Raw genomic sequence first — 14,605 nt, forward strand, 5'->3', positions numbered from 1 at the left:
TATCACTAATGCAGATATTTAGCGAGAAACAGCCATAAATCAATGATATTTTCCCACCAAGGGAGATAAGAATGACAGCACCGATTTTCGCCAATTGGCTATCACAGACGAACGACGTTACGCAGATCTTTTTGGGCGCCAGCGAGGATCCTAACCTAATCAATCTGGCGGGCGGCCTGCCTGATCCCTCAGTCTGGCCTGTGGCGGAACTGGCGTCATTGGCCACAACGGCTATGATGGATCATCCTGATAAATCCCTGTCCTATTCCCCTATTCCCGGGCTGTCTGATCTGCGCGATACGGTTGCTCGGCGCTTTTCCAAAGATGGGCTAACCCTAACCCGCGACAATGTTATGATCGTGTCTGGTGGCATGCAGGCGCTAGACCTGATTGGCAAGGTACTGTTGGATCAAGACGATATTATTGCCGCTCAAAGCCCCGCCTACCTTGGCGCGATCGATGCTTGGCGCCCGCGCGGGCCCAAATATCGCGCACTGGACCTAGAGGCACAAGATTTTGATCCGGCACCGGCCCTTGGGGGCGCAAAGTTTGCCTACACGGTACCAAATTTTTCAAATCCAACGGGACGATTAGTGCTGCTGGCCCAGCGGCACGCGCTGGTACAGGCTGCCTATGAAACAGGTACCTATCTGGTAGAGGATGACCCCTATGGCACGCTCTACTACGAAGGCGATGTCCTGCCATCCATGCTCGAGATATCCGCATCCATGTATAAGGGACCCTATACAGGGCCGGTGATCTATCTAGGCACCCTGTCAAAACAGCTGGCTCCTGGGTTGCGCATCGGCTGGGTCATTGCCGCGCCCGAGGTTATTTCGGCCCTTGTCACAGGAAAACAAGGTGGCGATATGTGCACAGCCGGCCTAACCCAAGTGATCGCCAACACCGCGATCACCAGCGGATTAGTAGAGCGCATTCTACCCAAAATTCTAGAGCTGAACAAAACACGAAGAGATGCTCTATGCGCAGCTATGGACGCCTACTTATCAGATCTGTTTCAATGGCGTGTGCCACAGGGGGGGATGTTCGTCTGGGCCACTGCGCGCAATCCGCAACTGAATACCGATCGATTGCTTCGTGTGGCAATTGAGCATGGTGTATGCATCAGCCCCTCTTCCGCCTTTGACCCACTGGGGCTAAACCACAGCGCCATTCGCATAAACTTCACCTTAAACACTGCACAAGATTTGGCCGAAGGTATCCAAAGATTGGCAGCGGCCACGCGGGCAGTTCTCGACACGCAACCCTAATCACGCCGATTGTTCGGAAGAAGCCGCCCGACGATCGGTGCGAGAAGCACAACCAGAACAATGCGTAATATGTGGTGGGTCACCACGTAACTCAGATCGGCACCCGCGATAATGGCGATCACCACCATCTCTGCCTGCCCACCCGGTAGAAACGCCAAAAGCGCCTCGAGAGGTGGTGCCAATTCCAGCGCTAGGATAGCCGCATAAAATCCAAGTGAAACCACCCCCAATACCAGCGAATACACCAGCCCTGCGACCACGCTGATGCGCAATTCATGGCGGGTGATGCCAACATATTTCACCCCGACCGCGATACCGATAAAAAACTGCGCCGCTTGGATGATTTCGGCGGGAGGGCGCGCCTGTAACACTCCGGTCAATGACAGGCAAGTTGCCACAATCATCGGGCCCAGAATCGAGGCACCAAACAACCCGATGCGTTCAAAAAACTTCCAACCCACAAATCCAATTACAATCATTAGCACAATTTGCGCAGGGTCGGCGCTGGCAATGGGAAGTCCCGGTGCGACGCTAAGATCAAGTCCCCAGACCAACTGAATCATGAAGGGCGCACAGACTACTAAAATCAAAACGCGCGTTGCATGTATCAGGGACAAAGCCCGTGCATCCCCGCCTGCCTCTTCACCAAAAACCAACATATCCTGCAATCCACCGGGCATCGCACTGTACCAAGAGGTGGCTGGATCAAATCCAAACCCATAGCGCAACAGCGGATAGCCGATGACGGCGATAACCATCAAAAACAGTGGCACCAAAGCCAAAGAGCCAGCCATATGGGGAAGTTGTGAAACGATATCAGGCGTAATCGATGCGCCAACCGCGACCCCCAAAAATGTACGCATAAATATGCCCAGCTGATCGGTACCCCTAAGCGCACCCCCCGCAAGGGCCGCAATCAAGCAGGCGCACATCGGCCCCAACAAGAACGGCAACGGCAATCCCAAAAGCGTAAACCCTAGGCTGCCGAACAGCGCAATCCCCAGCGTATTGAACCGTTGAATAGTCTTGTTGGATATCTGGCGATTTCTCATGGTAGATCCCATCTGCCCTCTATTGGAGGCTCTGCGCACAGTGACTGCGATACACGATCAATAGCACCAACCCAATTTCCCTCACAAGCTGTACTGGCCTGCGGTGGGCAGGAAAATATTTCCGCTGATCGAGTGAACCCGGTCGCCTGCTCGCCTCTGACCCTACCCGTGGCCTGTTCGAAATACAGTGCGGCCATACATCTTCGACACTTGTGGTGGTCTCCGCCGGAAAATCGCTTGGCTCAAATTCTTGGATGCAAGTTAGCACAGGGCGAAATTATGCTAATCTAGTAACACGCTTAGGCTCATGTGGGCTGGAAATGAGCCAGCATGACCAACACACCAACCGTCACCACGCCCCCAAGTAGCATAGAGCGCATCGTCGTTTTCCTATATCGCGAGAACACCTCTATGCGGCTGTTATTTGGCACGCGTATATCAGAAGCAAATATCGCCAAGCAGTTTAACGTTTCGCGGCAACCAGTGCGCGAGGCGTATACCCATTTGGCGCTCGGATCGCTGTTGGCTCCGATGATGAAAGAGCGCGGATATCGCCCTGATTTGGCGCTCAATGTAACCGTTACATCATTGATTGCAGGGATCGATTTCGGACAATCCGATCTTGATCTTGTGGATGATCAATTTGATGCTGTCGATCCTTGGGATAATTCTGGATCTGGCCCTTCAATCTGGCGATCTTCGTGGCCTTGATGTTGGTGACTTTTGTGCCTGCGGTATCCCTTTGGTCGCCATCAGTACAGGCGGTGCTAGTCTTCACTCTAGCCGCCCGCGAAAACCCTAGCTCCATCGGGCTTTCACGGGTTTAATTTTTGCAACGACCGGCGGATGCGCGCGGCCCAAGCGATTTGGCTAATCAGCCCTATTTCAGCAAGCGCGCGAATTTCTTTCCGATATTAGACAGCGATAGCGTAAAATTACGCTTCCCAAGGCCCAAGCGGATCTGAAAATTATATACCCCCATAAGCCAATTGGCGTAAGGCACCTTCGTGGAAAAGCGCAAAGCCGCGCCACGTCGGCGGCCCTCTCGATCTTGGTAGTCACGTTCTTGTACGGTCTCTAAGAAACCCTCGATCGGTATTTTCTGAGCAATAATCTCGGCCATGGGCCGCATACGTCCGCCATCCTTAAGGCTCAACTCTCTCCAAATAGAGTGAGGTGCATTAAACCTGCGGCGATTAAAGTTTTGCTGCTCCCAGCCGCAAGACAGGGGATCAACTGTCTTTGCATCGGTGCGGCGCAGTATCAACGTCGTTTCGATCAGGGCATGCACCTCGAACATGGCATCCTCTTTCAACACATCGGCCATTTGGCCAATAGAGGCGATATGCACATCATCAATGATCAAAAACCCACCAGCGCGCAAATGCGGGATGAGATGGTAATATTCCATCTGTACAAATGGAAACCCATGCGGGCCATCCAGCAAAATCACATCATAGGGTCGAAACGATTTATATGCTGGTAGGGTCTGTTGGGTTGGGCCAAAAATCAGCTCGATGCGATCCATCTTGGTCAGCGCGGTATTTTGAAAAAACTGTACACTAGACCCTGCCCCGGAATCGCGATCATCCAAGGCAAAGACCGTATGGTGTTGCGCAATATTTGAAAAAAGAATGGTAGATTTCCCACATCCCGTTTCAACGGTATTCTCGCAGTTCTTTGGCAAAACTCTCTCTATACGTGCCAAAACAGCATCCGCGAACGCACCCTGCTCATGTTGACCGGTCCCGTCTTGCTCTACAATTTGATCACTTACTAGCATATTTTCGCCCCGCGGTGCTTTGGTTGCCGATGGAAAACTTGCTTTTCGATAGGCTTCATGTGATTGAATTAAACCTTTAGGGTAGCCAGAGCAATCCACCATTGCCCCGCAGACAAATTCAACCAAAGGTTATGATTGGCCATGCCAAAATTCATGATGATCACACCCTCCTCTATCTGGCCCAGTAACTCTGGCGGACGATTGCGCTCTAGCCTGATCGCCCAGGCACTAAGGAAACATGGGCCTGTGCGCATTCTAAGCCTGTCACAAGAAACACCACTAGAAACACCTAAAGGGATAGAAGAGGTGGTGATCCGTCCAGATTGCGGCTCTTATATTTGGCGGCTTCTGTCGCAACAAACCCCTTTGGCCCCGGTGGTGGCACCCATGAGCATCGCGCGGATCAACCGCCACATAGAAGAATTCACCCCTGATGTGATCTTTTTCGAAGAAACCATCACAACTGGATTCATTGATCAGCTGCGCATGGGCGGTGCGAAGACCGTTCTGAATTCTCAAAACGTTGATTTTCAGCTTTTGCGTGAACGAGGGGTCAGCGATAGCAAAACGTTAGAGGCCGCAAAGGCACAAGAGATCGCGGCGATCAACAACACCGATATGCTGATTTCTTGCTCTGATCGGGACGCCAAGATTTTCGAAAACCTGACGGGGAAATCAGCCAATGTATTGGAAAACCCCATCCCCGATCAGCGCGCTTTTGATATTCCCATCACCCCAGAGCGCTACCGCAAGAGCGGTTTTCTGTTTGTGGGCATGATGAGTTATTCGCCAAACGCCCGCGCCGCAGAGGTGATCGGCAACAGTATCCTACCCAAGCTAGCACCCGATGTCCGCGCATCGCTGGTGGGGCGCCACGCGAATACATTGCCCAAAAACCTACAGGAAAATGCGCGTATTGATATCCACAGCGATGTCCCCAGCATTCTGGACTACCTTGCCGATTTTGGCCAAACCCTGATGCCCATCGCATCAGGTGGTGGTACGCGCCTAAAGGTTTTAGAGGCCATGGCCGCAGGGGTTTGCCTCGTTGCCAGCGCCAAAGCAGTAGAGGGCATTGACCTGATCCCAAACACCCACTTTGCCCTTGCTGAAACACCCGCAGAGTTCGCACGCGCATTTCAGGCCAACATCGAAAATCCCCACGAAAGCGCCCAGCGCGCCATCACCGCGCGACAATTCGTATTCGACACCTACAGCGAGCAAATTTTCGAACAGCGCCTTAAGGTCTGCATCGACGCCATATTAGATCAAAGGGCACCAGCATGACGAAAACAGCATTGATTATTGGCGTCAGCGGACAAGACGGCGCATATTTAGCCCAGTTTTTATTGACCAAGGGCTATACAGTTTGGGGCAGCTCACGCGATGCCGAAGGTGCGCGATTTGGCAATCTGGATCGTTTGGGTATCAAGGACCGGATCAACCTCATCTCTATTTCCCCCGAGGATTTCCGCTCGGTTCTGGTAGGTTTGGATCAATCCAGCGCCCAAGAGGTATACTTTTTAGCCGGGCAAACCTCGGTCGGCCTGTCATTTCAAACCCCCGCTGAAACCATGCTGTCAAACTCTCAGGGCATGTTGAATTTACTAGAGGCCATCCGATTTCAAAACAGATCCTTGCGGGTGTTCCATGCGGGATCCAGCGAAACATTTGGCGATGTTGGCGCGGAACCCGCCGCCGAAACCACCCTGCCCCATCCACGTAGCCCCTATGCGGTATCTAAATCAGCGGCAACCATGCTAACGGCGAATTACCGCGAGGCCTATGGGCTGTTTGCCTGTTCCGGTATTCTGTTTAACCACGAAAGCCCCCTGCGCCCGCAACGCTTCGTTACCCAAAAAATCATCCAAGGCGCACATGCAATTGCCAAGGGGAGGCAGGATCGCCTAACGCTCGGGCGGCTGGATATCGCGCGAGATTGGGGGTGGGCGCCAGAATATGTCGAAGCCATGTGGCTGATGTTGCAATGCGATACACCGCAAGATTTCATAATCGCCACTGGCGAAACCAATAGTTTGCAATCTTTTGTGGAACTGGCGTTTGCCGCTCATGATTTGGATTGGCGCGACTATGTGGAAACCTCAGACAGTTTCAGCCGCCCCAGTGACATCGCCCATTCCGCCGCAAACCCCAGCGCAATTAAGGCGGCCTTGGGGTGGCAGGCCACAAGCAAGATGCCCGATGTGGTGCGCAAAATGACCGCCGCCTGCACCTAGCGCCAGCGCAAGGCCCTGCCAGACTTGGGTTGATTGGCTGAAATTCATCATTCCCCCTTGCCAAAATCCAATGGGTACATATCACTGTATTATCTGGAGGATGGTTTTGGAAAAAACGCAATCAAACGGCGGCCCCTTGGGGGTTGCACTGATAGGTGCAGGCATGGTGGCTGGCACGCATATGGCGGCGATATTGGATGCCGCGAAGTCGGTGAAACTCTGCGGGGTTTATGCGCGTAACAGCGCAAAAGCCGCCAATTTAATCGCCCAGCACCCTGCCGCCAGTCACGCGAAGGTCTATGAGGATCTATCCGAAATCGCCACCGACCCCGATGTGGATATCGCGATTGTTGTAACCCCGCCCAATGCCCGCGCACAAATCATCGCCCCCCTTGCCAAGGCGGGAAAACACATCCTGTTGGAAAAGCCCATTGCGCGCACTGTGCCCGAGGCTCAGGAAGTAGTGGAAATCTGTGCGGCGGCCGAAGTGTCCTTGGGGATTGTGTTTCAGCACCGCTTTCGTGCCGCATCTCAGCAGGCCTTGAAACTGGTGGCTGGGGGCACATTGGGGCACCTTGGTATGGTACAGGTGAACGTGCCCTATTGGCGGGATCAGGGCTACTACGACGCGCTGGGCCGTGGGACATATGCCCGCGATGGTGGCGGTGTCATGATATCGCAGGCCATACACACCATGGATTTGATGTTGGCTCTTACTGGGCCGGTAGAGCGCGTTCAGGCCATGACCGCCACCACCCGTTTTCATACCATGGAATCAGAGGATTTCGTATCGGCCGGCGTGACATTTACCAACGGTGCGGTGGGCGCGATCACGGCCAGCACCGCGGCCTTCCCCGGTGGGGCCGAGGCGATCACATTGCAGTATGAGAATGCCAGCCTGCATCTAGAGGCAGGGGTTCTGACGCTGAACTGGCGCGATGGACGCATTGAGACCTATGGCGCCGTGGCCAGCACAGGCGGCGGCGCTGATCCCATGGCCTTTACCCATGCGTGGCATCAATCCGTGATCGAAGATTTTGCCGACACCATTCGCAGATCAACACCTGCGACCGTATCTGGCCAAACCGCCCTGGCGGTGCATAAATTGATCCAAGCAATTGAAACATCTGGAAAGACAGGCACAACGACAATGGTACCCCAATGAAGTTTGGCGCAATCGGCATAGACCATCTACATATCTACGGCATGTCCCAGCATCTGATAAATGCTGGCGGGAAATTCACCTCTTGGTGGAGCAAAGGAACCCCAAACCCGCTGGCGGGATTTCTAAAGAGGTTTCCTGATGTCCCCCGCAAAGATCATGCTGGGGACGTATTGAATGACCCCGATATCGAAATGATCCTGATTGCCTGCATCCCCAAGGACCGCGCATCATGGGCCATTCGCGCCATGGAGGCAGGCAAAGATGTGATGGTGGATAAACCCGGTTGTACCACCCTAGCAGAGCTTGCACAGATCAAAGAGGTGGCGGCGCGCACCGGTCGCATTTGGAGCGTAAATTATTCTGAACGTTTCGAAGTGCCCTGTGTGACCAAGGCGGCGGCGCTGGTGGCAGAGGGCGCGATCGGGCGGGTGGTACAGACGCTGGGCATCGGCCCACATCGCCATAACCCGCATATGCGCGACCCATGGTTTTATCAGCCCGAGGCCTTTGGCGGTATTCTAACAGATATCGGCAGTCATCAAATTGATCAGTTTTTGTTTTTCACTGGCTCACAGGATGCCGAGATTAAGCACGCCTCAGTTGCCAACTATGCCAACCCTAAGACCCCCAACATGCAAGATTACGGCGAGCTATCAATCCAAAGCCCCAATGGGCATGGGTTTGTGCGAGTAGATTGGTATACCCCTGATGCTTTGCCCACTTGGGGGGATGGTCGCCTAACTATTCTGGGAACCGAGGGCTATATCGAATTGCGCAAATATTTTGAGGCTGGCGAGAAGCGCACCGATACGTTGCTGTTGGTGAATGGCACCAGCTGTCAGAAAATCGATGCGTCAAACGCAGGTCTGCCGTATTTTAGCAACCTGATCCAAGATGTAGCACAGCGTACCGAAACCGCGATGCCCCAAAAACATTGCTTCAAGGTGATGGAGCTGGCAATCAAGGCGCAAATATTGGCCGATGAAAATATCCGCGAGCAGGCCACATGATCAAGGTTGCAATCATTGGCGCAGGTATCGGCAGCGAGCACCTAGATGGATTTCGCGAGGTGGCGCATTTGTTCGACATCCGCTACCTGTGCGATCTGGATCAAGATCGCGCCGCCGCCTGCCTTGTGCCCGATGAGCAGATTATCATCACTGATGATTTGGATCGCATTTTGGCCGATGATGAAATCGATGTGATCGATGTCTGTCTGCCCCCACATCTGCATTTCCCGATCACCCAGCGCGCGCTACAGGCGGGTAAGCATGTTATCTGTGAAAAACCCTTGGTCGCCTCTTTGGCACAATGTGATCAGCTAATCGCATTAGCCCACAGCACCGACAAACGGATATTCCCTGTGTTTCAGTATCGTTTTGGCACGGCGGCCAAACAACTACAGGCCCTACTTGATCGCGGACTGGCGGGCACGCCATTGGTTGCAACGCTGGAAACACATTGGAACCGCGCAGCGGATTATTACGATGTCAGCTGGCGGGGCACATGGGCTGGTGAAAGCGGCGGGGCGGTGCTGGGTCATGCCATACATAACCACGATCTGCTGTGCCATTTCATGGGCGAAATCGATACCCTAACGGCCCTGCTGGACACCCGTGTAAATGACATAGAGGTCGAAGATTGCGGCGTGATCGCAATGCGTATGAAATCTGGCGCATTGGTCAGCAGCTCGATCACATTGGGCTGTGCCGAGGAAATATCGCGGTTGCGTATGGTGTTCAGCGATCTAACCGTAGAAAGCGACGGCACCGCCTATCGCCCCGCTGTATCTGGGTGGCGCTTTATCGCCCGCGACCCCGCCCATCAACCACTGGTGGATCAGACGATACGAGAAATCGAAAGTTCCTACATCAGCTATGCTGGGTTTTTCGATTCCATCGCTCAATCCCTTCTGGTGGGCGAGAGCCAAGGCGTTTCACTGGCTGATGGCCGTCGATCAATCGAGCTGGTCACAGCCATCTATCAATCCGCCCGCAGCGGGCGATCAGTCACCCTGCCCTTGGATCAGCGAGCCGAGCTATATCAGGGGTGGCTGCCGCAATAGGCCACCCTCTCCATTATCGCGCATGCGATTTACATAGGCGAATGTAACATTTGTAAAAATGAATTTATGTGAAATCTTTCCCTAGTAACCAACGATTATTTGCGCAATCATAGGTGCAACGAGAGGCTAGATCATGACGGTACATTCAAGCGAGGCGCAGGTATCTATGCAGACTATACCCGATCTATTCACGCGCACACGACAGCGCAGCATGGACCTGACCGCCCCGTTAAATCCAGAAGATATGATGCTACAATCCATGTCAGATGCCAGCCCCGTAAAATGGCATTTGGCCCATACCACCTGGTTTTTCGAAGAATTCATCCTGCGAAAGCGACTGTCAGATTATCAATCCCCAGACGATCGATTCGCATTTTTGTTCAACTCTTATTATGTACAGGCCGGCCCACGACATGCGCGGGATAAACGTGGCCTAATTTCGCGCCCAGACATCGGCGCAGTTCAGGATTACCGCGCATATGTAGGCGATGCCATCAGCGCCTTGCTGGCGCAGGAACGCGATGATCATCAACAGATTTCCGATCTTGTCGAGCTGGGCTGTCATCACGAAATGCAACACCAAGAATTGCTGGTAACCGACCTATTGCATGGGCTGTCTTATAACCCCTTGATGCCCGCCTATCGCACACCAGAGCCAACACCCATATCCCCTGCGCCCGACTTGCAATTCATCCCCCAAGAAGGGGGGTTGCAAAAAATCGGTTATGCAGGAAACGGGTTCAGTTACGATTGCGAAGGCCCGCGCCATAAAACATATGTGGCCCCCTATAAAATCGCCAACCGCCCCGTGACCAATGGCGAATGGATCGCCTTCATCGAGGATGGTGGCTATGGTTCCGCGCCCTTGTGGTTGATGGATGGGTTCGCCTGTGCCCAGCGCGAGGACTGGGCGCACCCGCTATATTGGTGGAAGCAAGACGATGCTTGGTGGACATATACCCTGCGCGGTGCACAGCCTGTGAACCTAGACGCCCCAGTAGTGCATGTTAGCTATTACGAGGCCGAGGCCTTTGCCCGCTGGGCAGGTGCGCGCCTGCCGACCGAGGCCGAGCATGAGCTGGCCTTTGGTCAAAGCCCGATCGAGGGTAATTTTCTAGATGATGGCCCGCTGTGCCCAACCGCGGGCCCTGGCCTGTGGGGGGATGTCTGGGAATGGACTGCCTCCCCCTTCACCCCCTACCCCGGATTTCGCCCGCCCGAGGGTGCGATTGGCGAATATAATGGCAAATTCATGGTGAACCAATTCGTCCTGCGTGGCGGTTCCTGTGCTACCCCCAAAGAGCAAATGCGCGCCAGCTATCGTACCTTCTTCTACCCACACCAGCGCTGGCAAATGCTGGGATTACGTCTAGCCAAGGACGCCTAACATGGACAAACCGATCGTTACCAATACCACCCTATTGCACGATGCCCTACAGGGCCTATCTCAAACACAAAAAACATTAGAGGCAAAGTATTTTTACGATGCCAAGGGCAGCGCCCTATTCGAAGAGATTACATCCCTGCCCGAATATTACCCAACACGTACCGAAATTGGTATTTTACGTGATCATGCAAATCAAATCGCATCAGAGCTACCGCCCGATGGGGTTTTTCTGGAATTGGGCAGCGGTGCTAGCATAAAAACCCGAATATTGCTGGATGCCATGGTCTCCTTGAGAACCTATTGTCCGCTGGATATTTCCAAGGATTTCCTAGAACAAAATGCCGAGCAACTGCGCACAGAGTACCCCCAGCTGAACGTGGTGCCCATTACTGCTGATTTCATGACCGATATCACCTTGCCAGAGGCGCTGGTTTCGCGCCCCAAGCTTGTGTTCTTTCCTGGGTCAACGATTGGCAACCTCAGCCGCGCCGAAGCGATCGATCTGCTAACGCGGTTGCGTTCTCTGCCTCATGTTTCGGGGCTGATTTTGGGGGCTGATATGGTGAAGCCCACTGATATTTTAATCCCAGCATATGCAGATGCCAGCGGTGTCACCGCCGCATTTAATCGCAATCTATTGGTGCGCCTAAACCGCGAAACAGGTGCCAATTTCATACCAGAGCAATTCCGCCACGAGGCGCGCTGGGATACGGATATGTCCTGTATTGAAATGCATCTTGTCAGCACAAAAGATCAGCAAGTAGAGTTAGGCGGGGCCGTCATCTCCTTTGATAAGGGAGAAAGCATCCACACCGAAAACAGCCATAAATACACCACAGAGTCGCTTGCAGAAATGGCCAGATCTTCTGGTTGGCAGATTGAACAAATGATCCAAGATCCGGCGGCCCTGTTCTCAGTGGTGGTGTTTAGCGCCGCCCCCTAGTCCACGCTGTTATTTTTTACTAGCCCGAATGCGGGCCTTCCGCATCAGGGGGCCAATGCGGAAATAGGCCCCCGCGGCGATCCGCGAACGCGAGCGCAAAACAGGCATGTTCCCATCGGGGTTATGGCCGCTTTCTCGAATTACAATATACAGACCACTGGCCACGATCACCGCCGCCCCGATCCATGTGAATTTCTCAAGGCTCTCGTTAAAAAACCATGCCCCATACAAAGAGGCCCATAGGATTTGTGAATACTGCATTGGCGCAACTACGGCAGCATCGCCGGCTTTATAGGCGCCGATCATCAAGCGCATCGCAACCACGGCCAGTACAGCCATCAGCGCCACGGCCCCCAAATCTAGTATCGGCATAGGCACATAGTACAGGGGCAAAACCGCACCCATCACCACGAAATTGCCCAACATCGGATACATCAACAAAACCAAATCTCGTTCGTCTCGGCCAATGCGGCGTACAATCACCGAGGCCAAGGCCCCAAAAAATGCACCAAACAATGCACTAAAATGTGCAAGCGTGAGCGCCGTTGTTCCCGGCTGCAGAACAATCAGCACCCCAACAAGCCCCGCCAAAACAGCCCCCCCCCGATGCAGCCCAACCTGTTCGCCCAAAATCGGCACCGACAACAGCGTGATCAACAGAGGCATCGAGAACAGCATCACATAAACCTGCGCCAACGGCAGTACCGAGAAGGCATAAAAAATGCACACACCACTGATCAAAACAGAGACGGTGCGCAGGGCTGTCCACCAAGGGTGACGCGGGCGTAGGTTTTGTGCGCTGGAATCTCCAATCAGCATGAATGACACCAAGGGGAAACCAAACAATACGCTGAAAAACACGATCTGTACGGGCGCGTAATTGGCCCCCAAATACTTGATCACCACATCGTGGGTGGCAAACACCCCAAACGCAAGCAGAGACAGCAAGGCACCTTTTGTATTTGAACCCATAGTATTTCCTAAAATCTTGGCCAAGGGGCGACTGCGCATTGTGGATGCAGGTTTTGGCGCAGAATAGGCCTATCGTGCAAACATTCAAGCCCCCAGCATCGCATCGCCCGCGGAAGTTGCTTTGCCTTTTAATTTAGGCGGTGCTATCTGTAGCTAAATCGAAAGAACCAGCGCGCGGGCGTATTTTGTAAAGGGCAAAACATGAATATTAAAGGTGCAGGCGGCAGTGATGGCGGTGTTGGTGGTTTTTTCATCGGGTTAACGATGATGATCGCGGGGGGCTATCTTTTCTTGCGCGCCATTACGGTGACCACACATTTCGGATTGGGGCGTGGACTCTATAGCCTTGGCACCTTCGAGATCACCTCTGGGATGGTCTTGATCCCCTTTATTTTCGGGGTCGGAATGATTTTTTTCAATTCCAAGAATTGGCTGGGCTGGGGCTTGGCCGGGGCCTCTTTGATCATGCTGGTGTTTGGGGTGATTGCCAGTATTGATTTCCGCTTTGCACGGATGAGCGCCTTTGATTTATTGATGATCATTGTGTTGTTGGTGGGCGGTATCGGATTGTTCCTGCGCTCGCTGCGCGCCTCATAAAAAAGGCCCGCGCGTCTGCACGGGCCTAAAATCAATTTGGTGCGAAGCTTAGTTCGGAATTTCGCCCTCGACACCCTCTACGTAGAAGTTCATCCCCGCAAGCGTGCCGTCATCGGCGGTTTCACCCTCGGCCAACCACGCAGTGCCATCTTGCTTGTTCAATGGGCCAGTAAAACTGTGCATTGTTCCGGCCTCCAGGGCCTCTTTGATCGCTGTAGCTGATGCCTGAACATCGGCTGGAATCTTGTCAGAGAATTCACCGATTTCTACCATTCCAGGCTTGATGCCATCCCAAGTGTCGGTGCTGACCCATGTGCCGTCCATAACCGCCTTTGTGCGGGCAATGTAGTAGGGCGCCCAGTCATCGATAATAGAGGATAGACGGGCATTCGGCCCGAACTGTTTCATATCAGAAGCTTGGCCAAATGCATAAATTCCTTTTTCTTCGGCGATGGTCATGGCCGCAGGGGAATCTGTGTGTTGCATAATGATATCAGCGCCTTGATCAATCAGTGCGGATGCGGCATCCGCCTCTTTGCCTGGATCAAACCATGTATAAACCCATACGATTTTCATTTTCACATCGGGATTTACCTTTTTCGCCGCCAGATAGGCCGAATTAATCCCACGGATAACCTCTGGAATTGGGAAAGACGCGATATAGCCGATTGTATTTGTTTCTGTCATATGGCCCGCGATATGGCCGATAACTGTGCGGCCCTCGTAGAAACGTGCAGAATATGTGGAAACATTCTCGGCACGTTTATAACCGGTGGCATGTTCAAATTTCACATTCGGGAATTTGGCCGCCACATTGATCGTTGGGTCCATATACCCAAAGGATGTAGTAAAAATCAGATCCGCCCCGTCCAGCGCCATCTGGGTCATCACGCGCTCACTATCGGCACCCTCGGGTACGGATTCTACAAATACGGTTTCGACCTTATCGCCAAAGGCCTTCTCTACCGCCTGGCGGCCTTGGTCATGTTCGTATGACCAACCAAAATCCCCAACAGGGCCTACATATACAAAACCAACCTTGGTTTTATCTTCGGCATGGGCCATTCCACCCAAGCCAATGGCCAGCGCAGCACCAGCCAACAAAGTATTTAGCAGCTTCATTTTAGTCTCCC

Annotated in this window: 14 protein-coding genes; 10 read left to right on the forward strand and 4 right to left on the reverse strand. The window is 53.2% G+C overall.

The window, feature by feature from the left end; translation table 11 throughout:
- The first annotated feature begins 71 nt into the window (after positions 1–71).
- Positions 72–1,271, forward strand: coding sequence for an aminotransferase-like domain-containing protein (locus QQL62_RS07425; protein ID WP_284377323.1), 1,200 nt, complete (start codon positions 72–74; stop codon positions 1,269–1,271).
- Here the strand turns inward: QQL62_RS07425 and QQL62_RS07430 are convergent.
- Entirely contained in the window at positions 1,268–2,323 is a 1,056-nt protein-coding gene (locus QQL62_RS07430) for an AbrB family transcriptional regulator (RefSeq protein WP_284377325.1), read from the reverse strand. The genes QQL62_RS07425 and QQL62_RS07430 overlap by 4 nt on opposite strands.
- Positions 2,324–2,653: 330 nt before the next feature.
- Between QQL62_RS07430 and QQL62_RS07435 the strand changes: the two genes are divergently transcribed.
- Positions 2,654–3,034: a GntR family transcriptional regulator gene (locus QQL62_RS07435; protein ID WP_284377327.1), complete on the forward strand. Its 381-nt coding sequence runs from the start codon at positions 2,654–2,656 to the stop codon at positions 3,032–3,034.
- A gap of 169 nt (positions 3,035–3,203) precedes the next feature.
- Here the strand turns inward: QQL62_RS07435 and QQL62_RS07440 are convergent, their stop codons facing one another.
- Positions 3,204–4,106 (reverse strand): class I SAM-dependent methyltransferase, encoded by a 903-nt coding sequence (locus QQL62_RS07440; RefSeq protein ID WP_284377329.1) that lies wholly within the window; start codon positions 4,104–4,106, stop codon positions 3,204–3,206.
- 141 nt (positions 4,107–4,247) lie between these two features.
- Between QQL62_RS07440 and QQL62_RS07445 the strand changes: the two genes are divergently transcribed.
- The 7 genes from QQL62_RS07445 (at position 4,248) to egtD (ending at position 11,903) form a co-directional block, all read left to right on the forward strand.
- A complete protein-coding gene (locus QQL62_RS07445; RefSeq protein WP_284377331.1) occupies positions 4,248–5,393 on the forward strand; it encodes a glycosyltransferase family 4 protein in 1,146 nt (381 codons plus the stop codon).
- A complete protein-coding gene (locus QQL62_RS07450; protein WP_284377333.1) occupies positions 5,390–6,343 on the forward strand; it encodes a GDP-mannose 4,6-dehydratase in 954 nt (317 codons plus the stop codon). Before QQL62_RS07445 ends, QQL62_RS07450 begins: the two co-directional genes overlap by 4 nt.
- Positions 6,344–6,449: 106 nt before the next feature.
- Positions 6,450–7,508, forward strand: a complete 1,059-nt coding sequence (locus tag QQL62_RS07455; protein ID WP_284377335.1) for a Gfo/Idh/MocA family protein — start codon at positions 6,450–6,452, stop codon at positions 7,506–7,508.
- On the forward strand, positions 7,505–8,518 hold the full coding sequence (locus QQL62_RS07460) for a Gfo/Idh/MocA family protein (protein ID WP_284377339.1): 1,014 nt from the start codon (positions 7,505–7,507) through the stop codon (positions 8,516–8,518). Before QQL62_RS07455 ends, QQL62_RS07460 begins: the two co-directional genes overlap by 4 nt.
- A complete protein-coding gene (locus QQL62_RS07465; RefSeq protein ID WP_284377341.1) occupies positions 8,515–9,573 on the forward strand; it encodes a Gfo/Idh/MocA family protein in 1,059 nt (352 codons plus the stop codon). The genes QQL62_RS07460 and QQL62_RS07465 overlap by 4 nt, the downstream gene beginning before the upstream one ends.
- A 133-nt stretch (positions 9,574–9,706) precedes the next feature.
- Entirely contained in the window at positions 9,707–10,960 is a 1,254-nt protein-coding gene (egtB, locus tag QQL62_RS07470; protein ID WP_284377342.1) for an ergothioneine biosynthesis protein EgtB, read from the forward strand.
- A 1-nt stretch (position 10,961) separates the two neighbouring features.
- Positions 10,962–11,903 carry an L-histidine N(alpha)-methyltransferase gene (gene egtD, locus QQL62_RS07475; RefSeq protein ID WP_284377344.1) on the forward strand — a complete coding sequence of 314 codons (942 nt, stop codon included), beginning with the start codon at positions 10,962–10,964 and terminating at the stop codon, positions 11,901–11,903.
- Between the two features lie 9 nt (positions 11,904–11,912).
- Here the strand turns inward: egtD and QQL62_RS07480 are convergent, their stop codons facing one another.
- Entirely contained in the window at positions 11,913–12,875 is a 963-nt protein-coding gene (locus QQL62_RS07480; RefSeq protein ID WP_284377346.1) for a DMT family transporter, read from the reverse strand.
- A 201-nt stretch (positions 12,876–13,076) separates the two neighbouring features.
- Between QQL62_RS07480 and QQL62_RS07485 the strand changes: the two genes are divergently transcribed.
- Positions 13,077–13,472: a hypothetical protein gene (locus QQL62_RS07485; protein WP_284377348.1), complete on the forward strand. Its 396-nt coding sequence runs from the start codon at positions 13,077–13,079 to the stop codon at positions 13,470–13,472.
- A gap of 48 nt (positions 13,473–13,520) precedes the next feature.
- Here the strand turns inward: QQL62_RS07485 and QQL62_RS07490 are convergent, their stop codons facing one another.
- Positions 13,521–14,594: a BMP family ABC transporter substrate-binding protein gene (locus QQL62_RS07490; RefSeq protein WP_284377350.1), complete on the reverse strand. Its 1,074-nt coding sequence runs from the start codon at positions 14,592–14,594 to the stop codon at positions 13,521–13,523.
- Between the last annotated feature and the right edge of the window lie 11 nt (positions 14,595–14,605).

It is taken from the genome of Amylibacter marinus, assembly GCF_030160015.1.
GTDB classification, from domain to species: Bacteria; Pseudomonadota; Alphaproteobacteria; order Rhodobacterales; family Rhodobacteraceae; genus Amylibacter; species Amylibacter marinus.

Excerpts from the sequence above, each read along its gene's own strand:
- QQL62_RS07425 (WP_284377323.1), top strand. The coding sequence starts at position 72 with ATGACAGCACCGATTTTCGCCAATTGGCTATCACAGACGAACGACGTT.
- QQL62_RS07430 (WP_284377325.1), bottom strand. The coding sequence starts at position 2,323 with ATGAGAAATCGCCAGATATCCAACAAGACTATTCAACGGTTCAATACG.
- QQL62_RS07435 (WP_284377327.1), top strand. The coding sequence starts at position 2,654 with ATGACCAACACACCAACCGTCACCACGCCCCCAAGTAGCATAGAGCGC.
- QQL62_RS07440 (WP_284377329.1), bottom strand. The coding sequence starts at position 4,106 with ATGCTAGTAAGTGATCAAATTGTAGAGCAAGACGGGACCGGTCAACAT.
- QQL62_RS07445 (WP_284377331.1), top strand. The coding sequence starts at position 4,248 with ATGCCAAAATTCATGATGATCACACCCTCCTCTATCTGGCCCAGTAAC.
- QQL62_RS07450 (WP_284377333.1), top strand. The coding sequence starts at position 5,390 with ATGACGAAAACAGCATTGATTATTGGCGTCAGCGGACAAGACGGCGCA.
- QQL62_RS07460 (WP_284377339.1), top strand. The coding sequence starts at position 7,505 with ATGAAGTTTGGCGCAATCGGCATAGACCATCTACATATCTACGGCATG.
- QQL62_RS07465 (WP_284377341.1), top strand. The coding sequence starts at position 8,515 with ATGATCAAGGTTGCAATCATTGGCGCAGGTATCGGCAGCGAGCACCTA.
- egtB (WP_284377342.1), top strand. The coding sequence starts at position 9,707 with ATGACGGTACATTCAAGCGAGGCGCAGGTATCTATGCAGACTATACCC.
- egtD (WP_284377344.1), top strand. The coding sequence starts at position 10,962 with ATGGACAAACCGATCGTTACCAATACCACCCTATTGCACGATGCCCTA.
- QQL62_RS07480 (WP_284377346.1), bottom strand. The coding sequence starts at position 12,875 with ATGGGTTCAAATACAAAAGGTGCCTTGCTGTCTCTGCTTGCGTTTGGG.
- QQL62_RS07485 (WP_284377348.1), top strand. The coding sequence starts at position 13,077 with ATGAATATTAAAGGTGCAGGCGGCAGTGATGGCGGTGTTGGTGGTTTT.
- QQL62_RS07490 (WP_284377350.1), bottom strand. The coding sequence starts at position 14,594 with ATGAAGCTGCTAAATACTTTGTTGGCTGGTGCTGCGCTGGCCATTGGC.